Source organism: Streptomyces sp. A1136 (assembly GCF_004795055.1).
In the GTDB taxonomy this organism is placed as follows: Bacteria; Actinomycetota; Actinomycetes; order Streptomycetales; family Streptomycetaceae; genus Streptomyces.
Genome location: NZ_SSBJ01000024.1, coordinates 46,148 through 62,970 on the forward strand (window position 1 = coordinate 46,148; position 16,823 = coordinate 62,970).

Annotated in this window: 23 protein-coding genes; 7 read left to right on the top strand and 16 right to left on the bottom strand. The window is 72.5% G+C overall.

Annotation, left to right across the window (positions count from 1 at the left end; genetic code table 11):
- Positions 1-41 precede the first annotated feature (41 nt).
- The 11 genes from E6R62_RS23085 to E6R62_RS23135 form a co-directional block, all read right to left on the bottom strand.
- Positions 42-314 carry a gas vesicle protein K gene (locus E6R62_RS23085; protein ID WP_136215421.1) on the bottom strand — a complete coding sequence of 91 codons (273 nt, stop codon included), beginning with the start codon at positions 312-314 and terminating at the stop codon, positions 42-44.
- Positions 311-496 carry a gas vesicle protein gene (locus E6R62_RS23090; protein ID WP_136215422.1) on the bottom strand — a complete coding sequence of 62 codons (186 nt, stop codon included), beginning with the start codon at positions 494-496 and terminating at the stop codon, positions 311-313. Before E6R62_RS23090 ends, E6R62_RS23085 begins: the two co-directional genes overlap by 4 nt.
- Positions 493-1,311, bottom strand: a complete 819-nt coding sequence (locus tag E6R62_RS23095) for a GvpL/GvpF family gas vesicle protein (protein WP_136215423.1) — start codon at positions 1,309-1,311, stop codon at positions 493-495. The genes E6R62_RS23090 and E6R62_RS23095 overlap by 4 nt, the downstream gene beginning before the upstream one ends.
- On the bottom strand, positions 1,308-1,628 hold the full coding sequence (locus tag E6R62_RS23100) for a gas vesicle protein (RefSeq protein WP_136215424.1): 321 nt from the start codon (positions 1,626-1,628) through the stop codon (positions 1,308-1,310). The genes E6R62_RS23095 and E6R62_RS23100 overlap by 4 nt, the downstream gene beginning before the upstream one ends.
- The gene (locus E6R62_RS23105; RefSeq protein ID WP_136215425.1) at positions 1,625-2,728 is read right to left on the bottom strand and encodes an SRPBCC family protein; all 1,104 of its coding nucleotides are present in this window, start codon (positions 2,726-2,728) and stop codon (positions 1,625-1,627) included. The genes E6R62_RS23100 and E6R62_RS23105 overlap by 4 nt, the downstream gene beginning before the upstream one ends.
- A complete protein-coding gene (locus E6R62_RS23110; RefSeq protein WP_136215426.1) occupies positions 2,721-3,365 on the bottom strand; it encodes a DNA primase in 645 nt (214 codons plus the stop codon). Before E6R62_RS23110 ends, E6R62_RS23105 begins: the two co-directional genes overlap by 8 nt.
- An 8-nt stretch (positions 3,366-3,373) precedes the next feature.
- A complete protein-coding gene (locus E6R62_RS23115) occupies positions 3,374-3,610 on the bottom strand; it encodes a gas vesicle protein GvpG (RefSeq protein ID WP_136215427.1) in 237 nt (78 codons plus the stop codon).
- A 5-nt stretch (positions 3,611-3,615) separates the two neighbouring features.
- On the bottom strand, positions 3,616-4,335 hold the full coding sequence (locus tag E6R62_RS23120; protein WP_136215428.1) for a GvpL/GvpF family gas vesicle protein: 720 nt from the start codon (positions 4,333-4,335) through the stop codon (positions 3,616-3,618).
- Entirely contained in the window at positions 4,332-4,766 is a 435-nt protein-coding gene (locus tag E6R62_RS23125) for a gas vesicle structural protein GvpA (RefSeq protein WP_136215429.1), read from the bottom strand. Before E6R62_RS23125 ends, E6R62_RS23120 begins: the two co-directional genes overlap by 4 nt.
- Positions 4,767-4,811: 45 nt before the next feature.
- Positions 4,812-5,123, bottom strand: coding sequence for a gas vesicle protein GvpO (gene gvpO / locus E6R62_RS23130; protein ID WP_136215430.1), 312 nt, complete (start codon positions 5,121-5,123; stop codon positions 4,812-4,814).
- A gap of 209 nt (positions 5,124-5,332) precedes the next feature.
- Entirely contained in the window at positions 5,333-5,611 is a 279-nt protein-coding gene (locus tag E6R62_RS23135; RefSeq protein ID WP_136215431.1) for a GlsB/YeaQ/YmgE family stress response membrane protein, read from the bottom strand.
- A 220-nt stretch (positions 5,612-5,831) separates the two neighbouring features.
- Between E6R62_RS23135 and E6R62_RS23140 the strand changes: the two genes are divergently transcribed.
- Positions 5,832-6,095, top strand: coding sequence for a DUF4404 family protein (locus E6R62_RS23140; protein ID WP_136215432.1), 264 nt, complete (start codon positions 5,832-5,834; stop codon positions 6,093-6,095).
- A 14-nt stretch (positions 6,096-6,109) separates the two neighbouring features.
- Here E6R62_RS23140 and E6R62_RS23145 read toward each other — a convergent pair whose 3' ends face one another.
- On the bottom strand, positions 6,110-6,889 hold the full coding sequence (locus E6R62_RS23145) for a maleate cis-trans isomerase (RefSeq protein WP_136215433.1): 780 nt from the start codon (positions 6,887-6,889) through the stop codon (positions 6,110-6,112).
- Between the two features lie 145 nt (positions 6,890-7,034).
- Positions 7,035-7,814, bottom strand: coding sequence for an SDR family NAD(P)-dependent oxidoreductase (locus E6R62_RS23150; RefSeq protein ID WP_136215434.1), 780 nt, complete (start codon positions 7,812-7,814; stop codon positions 7,035-7,037).
- A gap of 119 nt (positions 7,815-7,933) precedes the next feature.
- Between E6R62_RS23150 and E6R62_RS23155 the strand changes: the two genes are divergently transcribed.
- Complete coding sequence (locus E6R62_RS23155) at positions 7,934-8,485, top strand: DinB family protein (protein WP_136215435.1); 552 nt, start codon at positions 7,934-7,936, stop codon at positions 8,483-8,485.
- Positions 8,486-8,494: 9 nt separating this feature from the next.
- On the opposite strand, the gene E6R62_RS23160 is transcribed toward E6R62_RS23155, so the two are convergent.
- Positions 8,495-9,067: a TetR/AcrR family transcriptional regulator gene (locus E6R62_RS23160; RefSeq protein ID WP_136215436.1), complete on the bottom strand. Its 573-nt coding sequence runs from the start codon at positions 9,065-9,067 to the stop codon at positions 8,495-8,497.
- Between the two features lie 142 nt (positions 9,068-9,209).
- On the opposite strand from E6R62_RS23160, the gene E6R62_RS23165 reads away from it, so the two are divergent.
- Positions 9,210-10,001 carry an SDR family oxidoreductase gene (locus tag E6R62_RS23165; protein WP_136215437.1) on the top strand — a complete coding sequence of 264 codons (792 nt, stop codon included), beginning with the start codon at positions 9,210-9,212 and terminating at the stop codon, positions 9,999-10,001.
- A 330-nt stretch (positions 10,002-10,331) separates the two neighbouring features.
- On the opposite strand, the gene E6R62_RS23170 is transcribed toward E6R62_RS23165, so the two are convergent.
- Positions 10,332-10,775: an AraC family transcriptional regulator gene (locus E6R62_RS23170; RefSeq protein ID WP_306432458.1), complete on the bottom strand. Its 444-nt coding sequence runs from the start codon at positions 10,773-10,775 to the stop codon at positions 10,332-10,334.
- 434 nt (positions 10,776-11,209) lie between these two features.
- Positions 11,210-11,632: a CBS domain-containing protein gene (locus E6R62_RS23175; protein WP_136215438.1), complete on the bottom strand. Its 423-nt coding sequence runs from the start codon at positions 11,630-11,632 to the stop codon at positions 11,210-11,212.
- A 403-nt stretch (positions 11,633-12,035) separates the two neighbouring features.
- Between E6R62_RS23175 and E6R62_RS23180 the strand changes: the two genes are divergently transcribed.
- From E6R62_RS23180 to E6R62_RS23195, 4 genes are read left to right on the top strand one after another with little or no spacing between them, the layout of a single operon-like run.
- Positions 12,036-13,250, top strand: a complete 1,215-nt coding sequence (locus E6R62_RS23180; protein WP_240801830.1) for a polyprenyl synthetase family protein — start codon at positions 12,036-12,038, stop codon at positions 13,248-13,250.
- Positions 13,247-14,776: a phytoene desaturase family protein gene (gene crtI / locus E6R62_RS23185; RefSeq protein WP_136215440.1), complete on the top strand. Its 1,530-nt coding sequence runs from the start codon at positions 13,247-13,249 to the stop codon at positions 14,774-14,776. Before E6R62_RS23180 ends, crtI begins: the two co-directional genes overlap by 4 nt.
- On the top strand, positions 14,773-15,798 hold the full coding sequence (locus E6R62_RS23190; RefSeq protein WP_136215441.1) for a phytoene/squalene synthase family protein: 1,026 nt from the start codon (positions 14,773-14,775) through the stop codon (positions 15,796-15,798). The genes crtI and E6R62_RS23190 overlap by 4 nt, the downstream gene beginning before the upstream one ends.
- Positions 15,795-16,823 carry a DUF5914 domain-containing protein gene (locus tag E6R62_RS23195; RefSeq protein WP_136215442.1) on the top strand — a complete coding sequence of 343 codons (1,029 nt, stop codon included), beginning with the start codon at positions 15,795-15,797 and terminating at the stop codon, positions 16,821-16,823. Before E6R62_RS23190 ends, E6R62_RS23195 begins: the two co-directional genes overlap by 4 nt.

The window sequence follows — 16,823 nt, forward strand, 5'->3', positions numbered from 1 at the left end:
GCCGTACGATAAACCCCTCCGTACGGGTAAATCAGCGGCGGTCACAGGAGCTTCCCCAAGGGACCGAGGTCGATGTTGAGGTCCTCGGGCCGCAGTCCGAAACGACTGCGGAGGAGTTCCATCCGGTCTTCGAGGAGCATCAGCGTCAGGCCGAGGCGCTCCTCCTGGTCCTCCGAGAGACCGCCGGTCTCGACCCGGCGCAGCGCTTGGCGCTCCATCAGCTGTCTCAGCAGCTCGATGACGGTCAGCACGAGGCGGGCCAGGTCGCGTTCGACGGTGTCGGGGTCGAGGTCCACCCGCTGCGGGCGGCTCATGGCGTTCCTTCCGTCCATGGTGAGGGGACGTTGTCGTTCACCGAGCTGATCAGGGCTTTGAGGTCGATGCGTACGAGGTCGACATCGGCGATGCGCAGGGTGATGTCACCGGCGAGGACCACACCGCCCGCCAACAGGCGGTCGAGGAGATCGACGAGGGCGATGTCCTGGTCCCCGATCATGTGGACTCGGCGGATGGGGCGGGTGCGGTCGTATGGGTGAAGGAGTAGGGCACCCAGGGGCCGGTGACCTCCACCCGGACGCCCGGGGGCAGGTCGTCGGCCGCCGGGACGCGGTCGAGGAATGCCTGGCGGTGGGCGGTGGGCACGAGGTAGGCGGCGTTGAGGACGTTCTGTCCTGGAGCCTGGGAGAGTTGCTGCTGCTGGGGCGGGTGGAGCACCGCCCCGGACGCCTCGCCGGTGAGCCGTTGATGGAGGGCCTCCGCCGCCCGCCGGGCCTCGCCGGTGCGGTCGGCCTCGGCGCGCCGGTGGGCCAGGCGGCGGCGCAGGTAGTCGCGGCCGGAGGGGGCCGGAGCGGCGCCCGGGCCCGACTCGGCGGGCGGGGTGTCGGGCGAGGCGGGCTGCGCGGCGGGCTGGGCGTAGAGCTTGACGCCCCACTCCTCCGCGTCCGTCACACGTTCCAGCGCCTCGCCGAGGACCTCGTAGGCGTCGGCCAGCATCCGCCGCACCCCGGAGCGGCCCCGGCACAGGGTCGCCAATCGGAGGGGCACCGTGGTGGTCCGGTGGCCGACGTGGGCGACCACGTCGTGGTGGGCCCGCGCCACGTCGGCCAGCCAGTCCAGGTCTTCCAGGTGCGCGCGCAACGGCTCCTCGTCGAAGTCGACCGCCTCCACCGGTTCCACGACTGCCGCGAGCCCCCGGTACTCGACCAGTCCAAGGCCGCGGCCCAGACGGGCCCGGGCGTCGAGTGCCAGGGGCGGGGACGGCGGCGGCGCGCTCCGCAGGACGGTGTAGACGTAGAGAAGTTCGTCCGTCACGGGAGTTCCTCCTGGCGCGCTTCCAGTTCCGCGACGCGCCGGCGCAGTTCCTCGTTCTCCTTGCCCAGTTCGCGGTGTCGGGCCTTGGAGGAGAGGGCGGGGTCCTGTTCCCACCAGTCGATCCCCATCTCCTTGGCCCGCTCGACGGACGCGACCACCAGGCGGAGCTTGATGGTGAGCAGTTCGATGTCGAGGAGGTTGATGCGGATGTCACCGGCGATGACCACGCCCTTGTCGAGGACGCGTTCGAGGATGTCGGCGAGGTTGGCGCCGGAGTTGTCGTCGTAGGACCGGGGCAGGCCGGAGGGCATGCTCATGCGCGTCGTCGGTTTTCCCGGCGGCCGCGCGGCTGGGCGGCTTCCGGCTCGTCCTCGGGCTCGGGCGCCTCTTCCGTTTCCTCATCCGGTTCCTCATCCGGTTCCGGTTCCGCCTGGTCGTCGTCGGCGGAGGCGTCGGCCTCGTCCTCGTCCTCGTACGCCTCGTCCTCGTAACCGTCGTCCTCGTAGGCGCCCTGCTCTTCCCCTTCCTCGACCTCCTCCTCGTCCTCGCCGTCGTAGACGTCGTCGTACGCGACCTCGTCGGCCTCCTCGCGCTCCTCCTCGTCGTCCCGGTGCGGCTCCACGAGTTCGCCGTCGCGGATCTCGCCGCGCCAACCGTCGGGCGCGGCGCCCTTGACGGTGAGGTAGCGGGCGTAGTTCTTCAGGTCCAGGCGTACCCGCCGACCCTGGGCGCGCCAGAGATTGGCGGTCTTCTCCATGAGGCCCTGCGGGTGGTATTCGACGACCAGCAGGACGCGGGTGAGGTCGACCGCCAGCTCGTGGAAGGTGACCACGCCGCGCGTGGTGCCCTTGGAGCCTTCGGAGGTCCAGGCGATGCGCTCGTCGGGCACCTGCTCGGTGATGTGCGCCGTCCAACTGCGTTTCGACCAGAAGATCTTGGCATTCCACTTGCTGGTGGTCTCGTCGGCGGCCTCGGCACTGGTGACCGCTCGCGTGAAGTCCGGGAACTCCCGATACCGCGTCCACTGGTTGTAGGCGTCCTTGACGGGTACGCCCACGTCCACCGATTCGAGGATGACGGTGGGACGGCCACCGCCGGGCTTGCCGCCTCGCCTGCCCAGCCGGTCGCGCACCGCCTCCGTCGTCTTGTCCTTGGCCTGCTTCGCCCCGGCTTCGATGACCGCCCGGAGGGGGCCGCGCCCCTTGCCCATCCTGCGGGCGCCGTCCAGGGCCATGGCCTTGAGTCCGGGACTGCTGCCGTCGGCCAGGGCGTTCAGGTGTGCGGTGGAGCGGCCCATGGCCCGGCCGGCGCCCGCCAGCAGGCGTTCGGCCTGGGCCATGAGGTAGGCCTCCAGCTCCTGTTTGGCCCGGTCGGCGGCGGGGCTGTCCTTGAGCCGTGCCAGTGCGGTCTCAGGCATCGCGGTCACCGCCCCGGCTGCCGCGGCCGGCGGACCGCTTCGCGGCGGTACGTCGGGCCGCCGGCTTGTCCGTATCGGCGTCGCTGTCGGTGCTCTTGCGCTTCGTCCCACCCGGGCTCTTGGCGGTGGACGCCGCGGTACGGCGGCTGCCGGTGCGGCCGGCAGTCTGCTTGCGCGCCGACCGCTTGCGCGCCGGACGCTCGTCGGCGCCGTCCTCGTCGCCCTCGTCATCCTGCGTCTCGTCGGACCGGTCGGCCTGGTCCGCCTCGTCGGCGGCGCGGCCATCGTCGGCCTCGTCGGTGTCGCGGTCCTTGTCGTCCCGACCGGTCAGGCCCGCGAGGCGGTCCTGTACGTCCAGCGTGCGGTCGTGGAGCCGGTCGGCGACCGCTTCCAACCGGCGGTCGACCAAGGCGCTCGCCGCCGCCGAGCCCACCCCGCGCAAGTCCGTGCGCAGTTGCTCGCGTATCTCCTTGAGCTGGGGGCTGTCGCCCAGGCGGCTGCCGATGAACGACGCGACCGAAGCTCCGTCGGGGGCGAGTTTCCGGCCGAGTACCAGGGTCGTCAGACCGAAGGCCAGCTTGGCCTTCTTGGTCCGGCCCAGCACATAGCCGGCGCTCACTGCCAGTCCCATTGCCATGCGGTTGTTCATTGCGGTCGCATCCTGTTCTCCAGTCGGGCCAGGAGCTCGTCCTCCCGGCGGTCGAATTCGGACTCGTCCATACCGCCTGCCTCGAAGGCCTCCACGAGCCGGGCGAGTTCGCGCTGGACCACGGCGGGGTCGTAGTACTGCCGCTCCGCTTCCGCGACGACCTGGCGCAGGACCCAGCCGGTCCCGCGCAGCGGCGCGGCGGGGAGCAGCAGCACTTCCTTGAGCAGGCCCACGGCCCTCAGCCCGCTTCGGCGAAGCTGTACGGGGGCAGCGGTCCGGTCGCCTGTACCTGGAGGTGTTCGTGCTGCTCGTGCAGGCCGCGGACGGCCGCGAGGAAGTCCTCCCGACGCTCGCGGTCCACGAGGAACGAGAAGTTGGCGAGCCAACCGGTGCCCTCGGGGCCGCGGCGCACTCCTTCGGCCAGTGGGGCGAGGGTCTGCTCGATCAGTGCGGCGTCGGTTCGCTCCCGCTCCGAGACGGCCCGGGCGACGAGTTCGCCGAAGGCCAGCTTCTCCTCGTGGGTGCCGCCGCCTGCCGCCCGGTTGGCCTGGTGGCGGGCACGGAGTTCGGGATCGGCGGCCAGTACGGCGTACAGGACGGCTTCCTCGTGGTGATTGGCCTTGACGTTGTACTCGTCACGCCCGGCCAGGAGGCCCAGGCGCTCCAGGTAGGCGTCGTGGTGCTCGCTGAGGACCGCGCCCACGGCCTCGTCGTCGGGCGAGACGCCGCCGAAGCGCATCGGCAGGACGGGCCCACTCACCTGGGCCTGGATCACGACCCGCTGGTGGGCGAGGAGGTCGCGCCGCTTCGCCTTCAGTTCCGCGGGGGCGTCGCTGACCAGGGCGACCAGTTCTCCGGCCCGTACGGTTCGGACCGGCAGGGGCGGCTCGCCTATCCCCTCGATGCTGTCGGGCAGCTTCTGCGAGGCCCGCGTGATGCCATAGACGTAGGTGCTCATTCCTTCTCCTCCCGACGGGTGGTGGTGCGCCGGCGCGGCCGGCTCTCGCTCTTCTCCTCGGAACCCTCGTCACGGGCCTGGCTGAAGGCGTCGGAGATGGTCTGCGCGGCGCCGCTCAGGGCGCCCTTGGTCTTGCCCCGCGCCCCTGACTCGGTCATCTCGCCGACGAGGTCGGGCAGGCCCGGGCTCTTGCGGGGACCCGCTTCGAGGTCGAGTCGGTTACAGGCTTCGGCGAAGCGCAGGTAGGTGTCCACGCTGGCCACGACCACGCGTATGTCGATCTTGAGGATCTCGATGCCGACCAGGGACACGCGGACGAACGCGTCGATGACGAGGCCGCGGTCCAGGATGAGTTCGAGTACGTCGTACAGGCCGCTGGAGCCGCCGCCACCGGAGGCGGCGGGCGCGGGCTGGGCAGGAACGACAGTCATGTTTCCGGTTCCCTTCTCTAGGGTGGGGCCGGGTGTGCCGCCGGGTCAGCGACGGTCCGCACGACCCCTTTCGTAGCGGCGGGTACGCCGGTAGCCGATGAGTTCGCCGTCGCCGTCGACTTCCACGTCGTACGAGGCGAGCAGCGTCATGGTGTCCGGAACGCGGGGCAGTTCGACGATCTCCACCTTCAGCTTCCAGGTGCCGTCTTCGACGCGCTCACAGGAGCTCACCGCCTCGGCGGGCAGGCCGAGCAGCTGGGACAGCTGCTGCATCGCCGAAAGAATCACCGCTGCCGGGCGCGGGGGCTTCCCCCCGTCCGCCTTCTTCTCTGTGTCGTTGTCAGATGTGTTGGCCATGACTTCCTCCCTGCCGCGTATGACCGACTGCGCCGGCCTCAAACCGGGTGCGATCCAAGGTGAATTGGAATGTCGGATTTCGTCGTTTTGGGATATCGCCTGTCAGGAACCGTTGCCCGCCGCCGGACGAGAAGCCCCTCGTCCGGACGACGAAAACGGCTCCACCCTCGGGAAGGGGGAGCCGTTTCGCGCAGAAGTGCGTGGGGCGCTCACGCGTGGCTGTGGTGGCGCCGGTTGCCCGTGACGAGGCGGTAGACGGCGAGCAGGATGACGGATCCGATGATGGCGGCGATCCAGGTGGAGAGATCGAAGAAGCCGTCGATGGAGTCGACGCCGAAGATGACCTTGCCGAGCCAGCCGCCGAGCAGGCCGCCCGCGATTCCGATCAGCATGGTGATGATGATGCCGCCCGGGTCCTTGCCCGGCATCAGCGCCTTGGCGATGAGACCCGCGAACAGGCCTATGAAAATCCACGCCAGAATGCCCATGATGCGTCTCCTGCCTTGATGGATAAAGCCGTTGTCAACGACCCGTCTGCACCGCGGGGACGGTTTCAAACGCCCCGACATCCTGATCGTTTCCGTTCGGCACGACAGGCGCGGGGGAGGATCAAGGGGACGTTTCCGGGCAGTGGAGTCGCCGGCGGCCCGCGCCGCGCAGGGCTTCGCCGCCCCGGTCGGGCCCTGAGGCCCAGTGAAGGAGAACCCGATGTCTGTGCAGGACCTGCGTCACCGGCTGGAATCGCTGCGCGAGCGACTCGACGAGCAGCCGGCCCTCGCGCCGAGGGAGCGCGAGGAGATCCGGGCGCTGATCGACAAGATCGAGGACCGGCTCCGGACCGGCGACACCACGTCGCATTCCGGCCTGACCCACGGCGTGAGCCTGTCGGCGGAACGCTTCGAAGCCGACCATCCCGGGGTCGCCGGGGCACTGCGCGGCATCGGTGTGGCTCTGGCCAACATCGGCATTTGAGCGCCGGGCTTCGGTCACCCCTCGGCGGTCAGCGGGAACAGCCGGCCATACCCGTCGATCCCCTCGGCCAGCGTCCCGGCGGCCCGGAGCGCGGCCCACAGCAGTACCTGGTTGGCCGCCAGTACCGGCCGGTCCATGGTCCGTTCCATGCTCTCCACCGCCCCGACGGCGCGGAACCCGTTTCCGCCGACGACCACCGCCTCGGCGTCCGACGGCACCTGCCTGACGACCCGGTCGTGCAGTTCGGCCGGCCGGATCAGCCGCTGTCCGCTGGGGAGCGGGCACGGAGCGGCGTACACCACGCCGAAGCCCGCCGCTTCGTAGTAGGCCCGACCGAGGTCGTTCAGTTCGGCGCTGAACCACGGCGGGTCGATCAGGGCGATGCGCTCCACTCCCAGGGCCCGCAGCGCCTGCGTGACGGCGGAGCAGGTGCCGACCACCGGCAGGCCGTGCGCCCGCCCGGACAGCCGCTCCAGCATCGCCGCCTCGGCGTCGGCTCCCGTGACGTAGGCCGAACTGGTGAACGCGAACGCGAGCACGTCGACGGGCGCGGCGGCCAGCAGTTCCGCCGCGTCGTCGACATGGGGAGGCTCCGCGAAGGCCCGTACGGGAGCGAGCGGGATCATCGGGTCCATGGCGCCGCCCGGCCGCATCGCGCCGAAGGGGACCCTGGCCGTATGAAGGCCGACGTCGTCGGGCGCCATGGCCCGCAGCTCGGATTCGGGCCCCACATCGGCATGCGGGGTGAGCACTCCGATGCGCACCCGTGTGTCCCAGCCATCGGGTCGGTACACCCGTTCGTCCTCCGCGTCGAAGCATCCTGGTCCGGTCGGCCCCCAGTCTCTCCCCGGCACCCGCCGATTTCGTGGAAGCGCCGCGCCGCCGGGCGTGTGGCCCCGGGGCGCTCGCCATGACGGTGTCTCCCGGCCGCATCGCGGCTCAGTGGACGGACAGCCCGCCGTCTACGAAGATCGATTGGCCGGTGACGTAGCCGGAGGCGCGGCCGGCCAGGAACACCGCCGCCCCGGCGAAGTCCTCGGCCAGACCGTTGCGGCCGACCATCGTGCGCGCGGCCAGCGCCGCCACCTTCTCCGGATCGGAGGACAAGCGCGCGTTGAGCGGGGTCATCACGAAGCCGGGCACCAGCGTGTTGCAGGTGACGCCGTACGGCGACCACGCCTCGGCCTGAGAGCGGGCCAGCGATTCCAGCGCGCCCTTGGAGACCCCGTAGGCGCCGCTCTGGACGAACGCCCGGTGCGCCTGTTGGGAGGTGACGTGGATGATCCGCCCGAAGCCCCGTTCGGCCATTCCGGGCCCGAACCGCCGGCCCAAAAGGTAGGGAGCCTCCAGGTTCACCGCCATCGTGGCGTCCCACACCTCCTCGCCCAGCTCGTCCATCGGCGGTCGCAGGTTGATTCCGGCGCTGTTGACGAGGATGTCGGGCTCACCGAACACCTCGGCCGCCTGCTCCGCCGCCGCCCGCACCCCGTCGCGGGTGCTCAGGTCGGCGCTCACCCAGGCCGCCCGGCAGCCCTCCGCGGCCAGCTCGTCTACCGTCGCGGCCAGTTCCGACTCCCTGCGCGCCACGACCACCACGCTCGCCCCCGCTCGGGCGAGAGCACCGGCGATGGCCCGGCCGATCCCGGAACTGCCGCCCGTCACGACGGCGACCCGGCCTTCCAGCGAGAAGAGTTCGCAGAGGTAGTTCTGTGAGGTCATGCGCCTACCCTAGACGGCCCCTCCTCGGCGTGGTGTGGGGGTGAAGTGGCGTCCGCGGCGCACACGTTCGGGGGAATCGCCTGGTCGAACCGGTCGGGGCCGTGCAGGATGATGACGACATGACCTTTGCCCGAAGAAGAGCCGAGTTGTTCGACGGTGTGCAGTACGACCGCCGGTTCAGCGGTCCCTCGACCGGTGACGAGAAGAGCATGCTGCTGGGCTTCCTCGCGGACCAGCGCGCGACGTTGCAGTTGAAGTGTGCGGGCCTCGGTGCGGAGGTATCCCGATGCTCCGTCGAACCGTCCACGCTCTCCCTGCTCGGCCTCGTCCGGCACCTCGCCGATGTGGAGCGCCGATGGTTTCGTCGGGTACTGGCCGAACAGGACGCCCCCGCGCTGTTCTCCTCCCCCCACCAGCCCGACGGGGACTTCGACCACGCGTCGTCGACTCCCGCCGACATCGCGACGGCTTGGCAGGCGTGGCGGGACGAGGTGGCCTTCGCCGACGACTACGTCCGCCACGCGCCGCACCTGGACGTCCAGGGTCAGGACACCTGGCGCGGAACGGTGTCCCTGCGTTGGGTGCTCATCCACATGGTCGAGGAGTACGCCCGGCACAACGGACATGCCGACCTGCTCCGCGAGCGGATCGACGGAGCACGCGGGATGTAGGGGGCGTGTTCACGGGGCCTGCGTCGGGGTGAACTTCGTGAGGATCAGCAGGGTGTCGACGAGGTCCTCGGCCGGGGCGCCGGTGGCCAGGCGGCGCAGTTGCTGTCCGAAGACCAGGGCGACGGCCACGCCGGCCAGACGCTCGGGGTCGGGCACTCCGAGTCGGCCGAGGATGCGGGCGGCCAGCAGGTCGTACGCGGCGAAACACTCGGCGGCGGCGGCGCGCAGCCGTGCGTCCCTACCGGCCTGGACGTACAACTCGAAGGGCGCGATGTGCCGGCTGTCGAAGGCGTTGCCGCCCGCGACCTGCGCCACCACCTCGGCCGCCTGCCCGATGTCGAAGCTTTCGTCGGTGCAGGCGTCGGCGAGCGTCGTGAAGTGCCGGGTCTCCTCGGCCACGAAGTGCAGCAGGCTCTCGCGGAGCAGCTCGTGCTGGGTGGTGAAGTGGTAGGTGACGGAGCCGAGGGAGACCCCGGCCTGCTTCGCGATCCGACGGTTGGTGACGGCGGCGATGCCGTCCTGCCCGATGATCCGCAATACGGCGTCGATGATGCTCTGGCGGGTGTCGGAAGCATGGGGCATGTCGGCATTCTGCCCCACCGGCCGATGTGAGTGCCCTTGCGGGGGCGGCCGGTTGGGGCGCCCGGGGTGTGGACAGTGGGCGGGGCGATCCCTACTGTTCGTTCGAACGAACAGTAGAGGGTCGCCGCACGGGAGAGTCGTCGTGGACATATCCGGATCGAACGTTCTGCTCACCGGGGCCACCGGGGGGATAGGTTCCGCCCTGGTCGGACGTCTGACGGCGGAGGGGGCCCGGCTGACCGTCACCGGGCGGCGGGAGGAAGCCCTCAAGGCCGCCGCGGACGCCTGGGGCGCGCGTACCGTGGTCGCCGATCTGGCCGTCCGGTCCGATGTCGTGCGGCTCTCCGAGAGTTGCTCCGACGCGGACGTCCTCGTCGCCAACGCCGCCCTCCCCGCCAGCGGCGACCTCCTGGACTACACCGAGGAGCAGCTCGACCGCGCCCTGGACGTCAACCTCCGTGCTCCCATGCAGTTGTCCAGGCTGCTCGCGGCGCCGATGGTGGCCCGCGGTCGGGGCCACATCGTGCTGGTCGGTTCCATCTCCGGGAAGGCGGCGACCAAGTCGACCTCCCTGTACAACGCGACGAAGTTCGGCCTGCGTGGCTTCGCCCTCGCCCTGCGTCAAGAGCTCCGGGGTACGGGAGTGGGGGTGTCGCTGGTCCAGCCCGGCTTCGTCCGCGACGCGGGGATGTTCGCGGCCACCGGTGCCGACACGCCGAACGGCATCAGGACCGTGACACCCGGCCAGGTCGCCGACGGCGTCGTACGGGCGGTCCGCGGCGACCGCTGCGAGGTCAACGTGGCGCCCCTCGAACTGCGGTTGCTGAGCGCGATCGCCGGGCAGTTCCCCGGCTTCGCCGAACGGGTCCAGGCCCGGGCGGACGTCGACGGCTCCGTGCGACAGATCGTCGACGCGCAGCGCTCACAGCGGTAGTCGCCGCCGGTCCCGCGCCGTCGTGCGGGACCGGATCACGGCCCTGCGTGACGACGCCCCGCACGTGACGGCGGTCAGCGCCGGCCAGGTCGGCGAACCCGTGCGTCGAAGCGGCTGCCCGGGTCGGTCGTCGGGTCCGGCCCGGGCAGGTCCGCCGCGGCGGACCTGCCGCCGGCGCGGTCCTCGGTCTCCGCGCGGGTCACCGCCTTCCCGACGCCTGCGGTTGCGCCGGCTGAGCGCCCCCACCGCGCCCATCAAGGCGCCCGGGAGCGCGCCGGCCACGAGGACCCGCAGCAGGTCTTCCCTCGAAGACTCCCCTCCGCGTCAGGTTCACCGTCGCCCGGGCCACCCGCGAGGCGTCGCACGAACCCAGGTGCCTGATCCACCATGAGCGGGGAGACCATCGACGCGCGGACCGACCGACTTTGGACGAATCCGACCCGGACGCTCACGGGGCGACGGCTCGCCCACGACCCGGGCCGCGACCATCCGGCCGGGGGTGGAGCCGGCCGGGGCGCGGAACTCGCGGTTGAGATGGGCCTGGTCGTAGAAGCCGCAGACGGCGGTTGCCTCCGTGGGCTGCGCGCGCTCGCGGGTGGGCAGTCCCACGGCCCGGTGGAAGCGCAGTACGCGGGCGGTCGTCTTGGGCGCCAGACCTGTCTGTTCGGTGAATCGGCGGACCAAGCAGCCCTGGCCCCGACCCACTTCGCTCGCGATCCGGCTCACCGGGAGCGCCCCGCCGGCGTGGGACGGCAGCCGCCGGGCGTGGGCCACCTCGGGCGCCGGACGGGGCCGCGCCGGAGTCGGGCCGACAGGGCGAGGTCAAGCAGGTCGAACCGGGTGCCCCCGGCCGCGGTGTCGGTCGGTTGCCCCACCAGCGCTTCGGCCTGCGGCCCGAGGAACGACCAACCGGCCGTCCTCCAGTCCGGCGGCCGGCGAACCGGTCACCTGGTGGTCCGTGGTCTGCTCACCCCGCCGGCCGGACGTGGGCGAAGGGGCCGCCCAGGCTGTCGCGACGACGACGCGCCCGGTGGGGACCACCCGCACCCGGCAGGGCCAGGCCGCCGCCTCCCGGCAGCCACCGTAGTGACCCTCGGCATGCCGTTCCCCCCTCCCGCGCCGACGCACCGGCATCCTGGAGAAGGCCCGGGCGGACCGAGGGGCTCGGGCTCCCGGCGCCAGGGCTCGGGTGCGGGGGCTAGGGACCCTCAGGTGTCCGGATCGGCGGCGGCGATGGCCGCGAGGGCCGATCCCGGGTCGCGTTCCACCGCGAGGTCACCCAGGGTGACGACCCCGACGAGTTCCCCGTCCCCGGTCTGCACGGGCAGGCGCCGCAAGGCGTGGCGACGCATGAGGTCATTGGCCTCGTCGACGCCGTCGTCGGGCTTGATGGTGATCGGTTCGGTGCTACAGATGTCCCGCACCGTCGTCCGGGCGGGGTCCCGGTTCTCGGCCATGGCGCGTATGACGAGGTCCCGGTCGGTCAGGATGCCGCGCAACCGACCCTCGTCGACGACCAGGACATCCCCGATGTCGGCGTCCCGCATCACGCGCGCGGCCTCCGCCAGTGAGGTCAGCTTGTCGACGGTCACCGGCTTTCCCGTCATCACCTCGTGGACTCGTCGGGTCATGGCTCCTCCCGCTGCTGCAAGCGGTTCCTGCCGGGCGCCTACCCTCGCCGGTCGGGCGCTACGCCCCCGACCCCTCCCCCACCCCGTCGGCCCCCGGCGGCCCCTCCGACCTGCTCCGGTCCTGCCGGCGGCGGAGTCCCGGCCCGGTCCGGGCCTGCCCGCGTGGGGCGGGGCGGCGGTGTACGCGTGCCCGTGGTCGCCGGACGTACGGCGAGGGACTACGGGCTGTCTCCTGTTGGGCCGTCCGGGCGGAAGCGCCGTCCGGCGACCGTCCGGCGGGGAAGGACACAGGTGGATCACGGCCGCACGGACGAACAGGAATCCGGGCGGCCACGTGCATCCGACGGCGTATCGGCCGCCGAACCAACGAGAGCGCAGCCGCCCACCCGACGGAGGACCGCAATTGATTCCGAAGGCCGTTCTCGAACACGCACCCGCCTCGGCGCGCGCCGGGTCGGCGGGCCCTGCCCGCGACCGGGTGGACGCGGACGTGCCCGCAGCGGTGCGAAGGGAACTCGAAACCGTCCTGGACGCCCTGCTGGCCCGGGCCCGGTCGCTCGATCCGGTCTTCGCCTCCGACGTGGCCGAGCGTCTCGCCGCCTTCACCCTGCGCGGCGGGCGCCGCAACCGGTCGAGGTTCCTGTGGTGGGCCGCCCGTGCCTGTGGGGCCGGCGAGGACCTGACCCCCGCGCTGCTGCGGGTCGCCGCGGCCCTCGAACTCATACAGGCGTGCGCCCTCGTCCACGACGACGTGATGGACCGCTCCGCGCTCCGCCGGGGCGGCCCGTCCTTCCACACGCAGCTCGAAGCGCGGTACGCGGACAGGTGCGAGACTCCCGGCGCCTTCGGTGCGTCCGCCGCCGTCCTCGCCGGTGATCTGGCCCTCGCGTGGGCCGACGACCTCGTGGCCGCCGCCGACCTGCCCCGTGGGACACGGGACTCCGTGCTGGAGATATGGCGGCTCATGCGGACCGAGATGGTGGCCGGGCAGTACCTGGACCTGTACACACAGGCCACGGGTACCCGTTCCGCCACGCTGGCCCTGCGCACCGCCTGCCTCAAGACGGCCCGCTACACGGTGGAGCGGCCGATGGCCCTGGGTGCCGCGATGGCCGGGGCGGAGGCCGCCACCGCGGCGGCGCTGGGCGCGGCGGGGCGCTGCGCCGGGGTCGCCTTCCAACTCCGCGACGACCTGCTCGGTGTGTTCGGCGATCCGGAGGTCACGGGGAAACCGGCGGGCGACGACATCCGGGCCGGGAAGAACACCTATCTGGCGGCGCTGGCGCTCTCCCTGGCCGCCGCCGGGCCGGACGCGCGCACGGCGCGCCTCCTCGACCGGTCCCTTGGTGACCGTTTCCTCACCGAGGACGGGCTGGCCGAGGTCAGGGAGGTCCTTCGGGCCACCGGTGCGGTCGCCCGCGTGGAACGGCGCGTCCGGAGACTGGCCGCGACCGCCGAGCGCCACCTGTCCCGGGCGGAGCTGCGCGGCCCGGGACAGGTGGCGCTGGTACGGCTCCTGCGCGAGGTGGCTTCCCCGCTTCCCGCCCGGGAGGAGGGCCACCACCTCCTCGCGTCGCCCCCGACGGCGGCGGTTCGGCGCGCGGGAGGCGGCCGATGAGGACCGTCACGGGACGCACGGACCACGTGGTCGTCGTCGGGGCCGGTCTGGCGGGCCTCGCCGCCGCCCTGCACCTGCTGGGCGCGGGGCGTCGGGTCACCCTGGTGGAACGCGCCGCGGTGCCGGGGGGCAGGGCGGGACGCCTGGAGAAGGGCGGCTTCCGCTTCGATACGGGACCGACCGTGCTGACCATGCCCCACCTGCTGGAAGAGGCCTTCGCGGCCGTCGGCGACAGCGTGGCCGAACGGCTGGAACTCACGCCCCTGCACCCCGCCTACCGGGCTTCCTTCGCGGACGGCAGCACGCTGGACGTCCACACCGGCGCGGAGGCGATGGAAGCGGAGATCGAACGGTTCGCCGGGAGCCGCGAGGCGTTGGGGTACCGGCGGCTGCGCCGCTGGCTCCAGGACCTCTACCGCGCCCAGATGCGGCGGTTCATCGACACGAACTTCGATTCGCCCCGGCAACTGCTCCACCCCGACCTGGCCCGGCTGGCGGCGCTCGGCGGCTTCGGCCGCCTCGATCCCGCCATCGGACGCTTCGTCAAGGACGAGCGACTGCGCCGGGTCTTCTCCTTCCAGGCCCTGTACGCGGGCGTCCCGCCTGCCCGCGCCCTGGCCGCCTACGCGGTCATCGCCTACATGGACACCATCGCCGGTGTCTACTTCCCCACGGGGGGCATGCACGCCCTGCCACGGGCCATGGCCGAGTCCGCCGCCGACGCGGGCGCCACCCTGTTGTACGGGCAGGACGTGACACGGCTGGAGCGACGCGGCGAGAGGATCACCGCGGTCGTCACCGACCGGCAGCGCATCGCCTGCGACGCGGTCGTCCTCACCCCCGACCTGCCGGTGGTCTACGGGCTCCTCGGCGGGGCCCCGCGACGCCCTCTGCGGTTGCGGCACTCCCCCTCGGCCGTGGTCCTGCACCTGGGCACCGACCGCACCTGGTCCCGGCTCGCCCATCATTCGATCTTCTTCGGGTCGAAGTGGAAGGAAACCTTCCACGAGGTGACACGGTCGGGACGACTCATGAGCGACCCCTCCCTCCTGATCACCCGGCCCACCGTCACCGACCCGTCCCTGGCGCCGGCCGGGCGGCACAGCCACTACGTCCTGGCGCCGTGCCCGAACACCGACATCGGCCCCTCGGCCGAAAGGTGGGCCGTGCTCGGACCGCACTACCGGCGGGAACTCCTCGACGTACTCGAACGCCGCGGCCTCACCGGTCTGGAGGCCTCCGTCGAAGAGGAAGCCCTGGTCACGCCGGCCGACTGGACGGCGCAAGGCCACGCCGCGGGCACTCCCTTCTCCGCGGCGCACACCTTCGCCCAGACCGGTCCCTTCCGCCCGCGCAACCTCGTGCGGGGCACGTCGAACGCCGTCCTCGCCGGCTGCGGTACGACACCGGGCGTCGGCGTGCCCACGGTCCTGATCTCGGGCAAGCTCGCCGCCGCGCGCATCACGGGCACGGGGGCGCGCCCACTCCCGCGGGCCCGATCCACCGAGAACGGAGCACCGGCGTGACGCGACGCGAACTCGACGCGGCCGGCATCACCGAACCGGCCCTGCGCGCCGCGTACACCGCCTGCCGCCGCCTCAACGCCCGGCACGGCAAGACGTACTTCCTCGCCACGCGCCTGCTGCCCGCCGACCGGCGCCCGGCCGTCCACGCCCTCTACGGCTTCGCACGCTGGGCGGACGACATCGTCGACGACCTCGGCGACGCCACGGAGGAGCAGCGCTCGCGGCTCCTGGGCGACCTCACCGCCTCCCTCGCGACGGCCTTGACCGGCGGCCGTACCGAGGACCCCGTCGTGCGGGCCTTGGCGGACACGGCCGTGCGCTACCGCATCCCGACCGTCCACTTCACCGACTTCCTGGCCTCCATGCGCAGCGACCTCAGCGTCACCGACTATCCGACGATGCGGCACCTGCGCGAGTACATGCACGGCTCGGCCGCCGTGATCGGCCTGCAGATGCTGCCCGTCCTCGGCGCGGTCGGTCCCCCGGAGGAGGCCGCGCCGTACGCCGCCGCTCTCGGCGAGGCCTTCCAGTTGACCAACTTCATCCGGGACGTGGGCGAGGACCTCGACCGCGGGCGCGTCTACCTGCCGTCGGACCTCCTCGGCGCGCACGGCGTGGACCGCGACCTGCTGCTGTGGAGCCGCGGGACGGGGCGCGGCGATCCGCGCATCACCAAGGCGCTCAAGGCCGCCGCCGCGCACACCAGGGGCGTGTACGCGCGGGCGGAGCCCGGCATCGGACTGCTGCAGCCCGCGAGCCGACCCTGCGTCCGTACCGCGTTCGTGTTGTACGGGGACATCCTCGACGCCGTCGCCCGCGACGGGTACACCTCGGTCCACCGGCGCTCGACGGTGCCCCGGCGCCGGCGCGCGGTGATCGCCGGACAGGGCCTGGTACGCGCCGCCGCCGCCCGCCGACGCCTCTCCGGCGCGCCACCGCGGCGGACGCCGGCCCGACCCGCGCCGACGCCCCCGCCGGCGCCGGGGGGCGCGGCGCGGAACGTGACGGAGGGGGCACGGTGACCACGAGACGCACCCGCCGCGGCCGTTACCCCCTCAGCCTCCGCCGGGCGCCCGTCCCCTGGGAGCGGCAGGAACCCACCTGGCGCGCCGCCGCTCCCCGGGCCATCGGCGCGTCGCTGGAGCGTGCGCTCGCCCGGCCGTCGGGCAACTGGTACGTGCTGGGCGCCTCCTGTGACATCGGGCCCGAGGAGCCGCACGGATTCACCGTGGCCGGCGAGGAGATCGTCGCGTGGCGCGACGGGCGCGGCCGCCTGGTGGCCGGCTCCGGGATCTGCCCCCACCTGGGGGCCCCGCTGGCGCAGGCCCGGGTCCACTGCGGAACGCTCGTGTGCCACTGGCACGGAATGGCCCTGGACGGCGGCCCCTCGGCGGGCTGGACCGCCTACCCGGCCCACGACGACGGCGTCCTGTGCTGGGTCCGGCTCGACGCCCACGGGCGGGAGGAGCCGTTGCCGCTGCCCGTCGTGGCCCGGCGCCCCGACCTCGGCCACGCGGTGGCCTGCGTCTACGAGGCCACCGGGATCTGCGAGCCCGAGGACATCGTCGCCAACCGCCTCGATCCCTGGCACGGCGCCTGGTTCCACCCCTATTCCTTCGTCGACCTGCGCGTCCTGGAAACCCGGGGCCCGTCTTCGACGTCGTCATCGTCGTCGTCAGGGGACGAAGCCCTGGTCGTCCGGGTGTCCTTCCGCCTGACCGACCGGATCGTCATTCCCGTCACCGCCGAGTTCACCGCCCCCGAGCCCCGGACCGTCGTCATGCACATCACCGAGGGCGAAGGCCGGGGCTCCGTGGTGGAGACCCACGCGACGCCCCTGGGGGCGGGCCGGGACGGCCGGCCCCGGACCAGGGTGACGGAGGCCGTTGTCGCCGCCTCCGAGCGTCCCGGCTTCGCCGTCGCCCGGGCCGGCGCGGCCCTGCTGCGGCCGCTCATGCGCCGGACGGCGGCTCGGCTGTGGAAGGACGACCTGGCCTACGCCGAACGCCGGTGGCACCTGCGCAGCTCCGGCCGGTTCCCCGGCTGA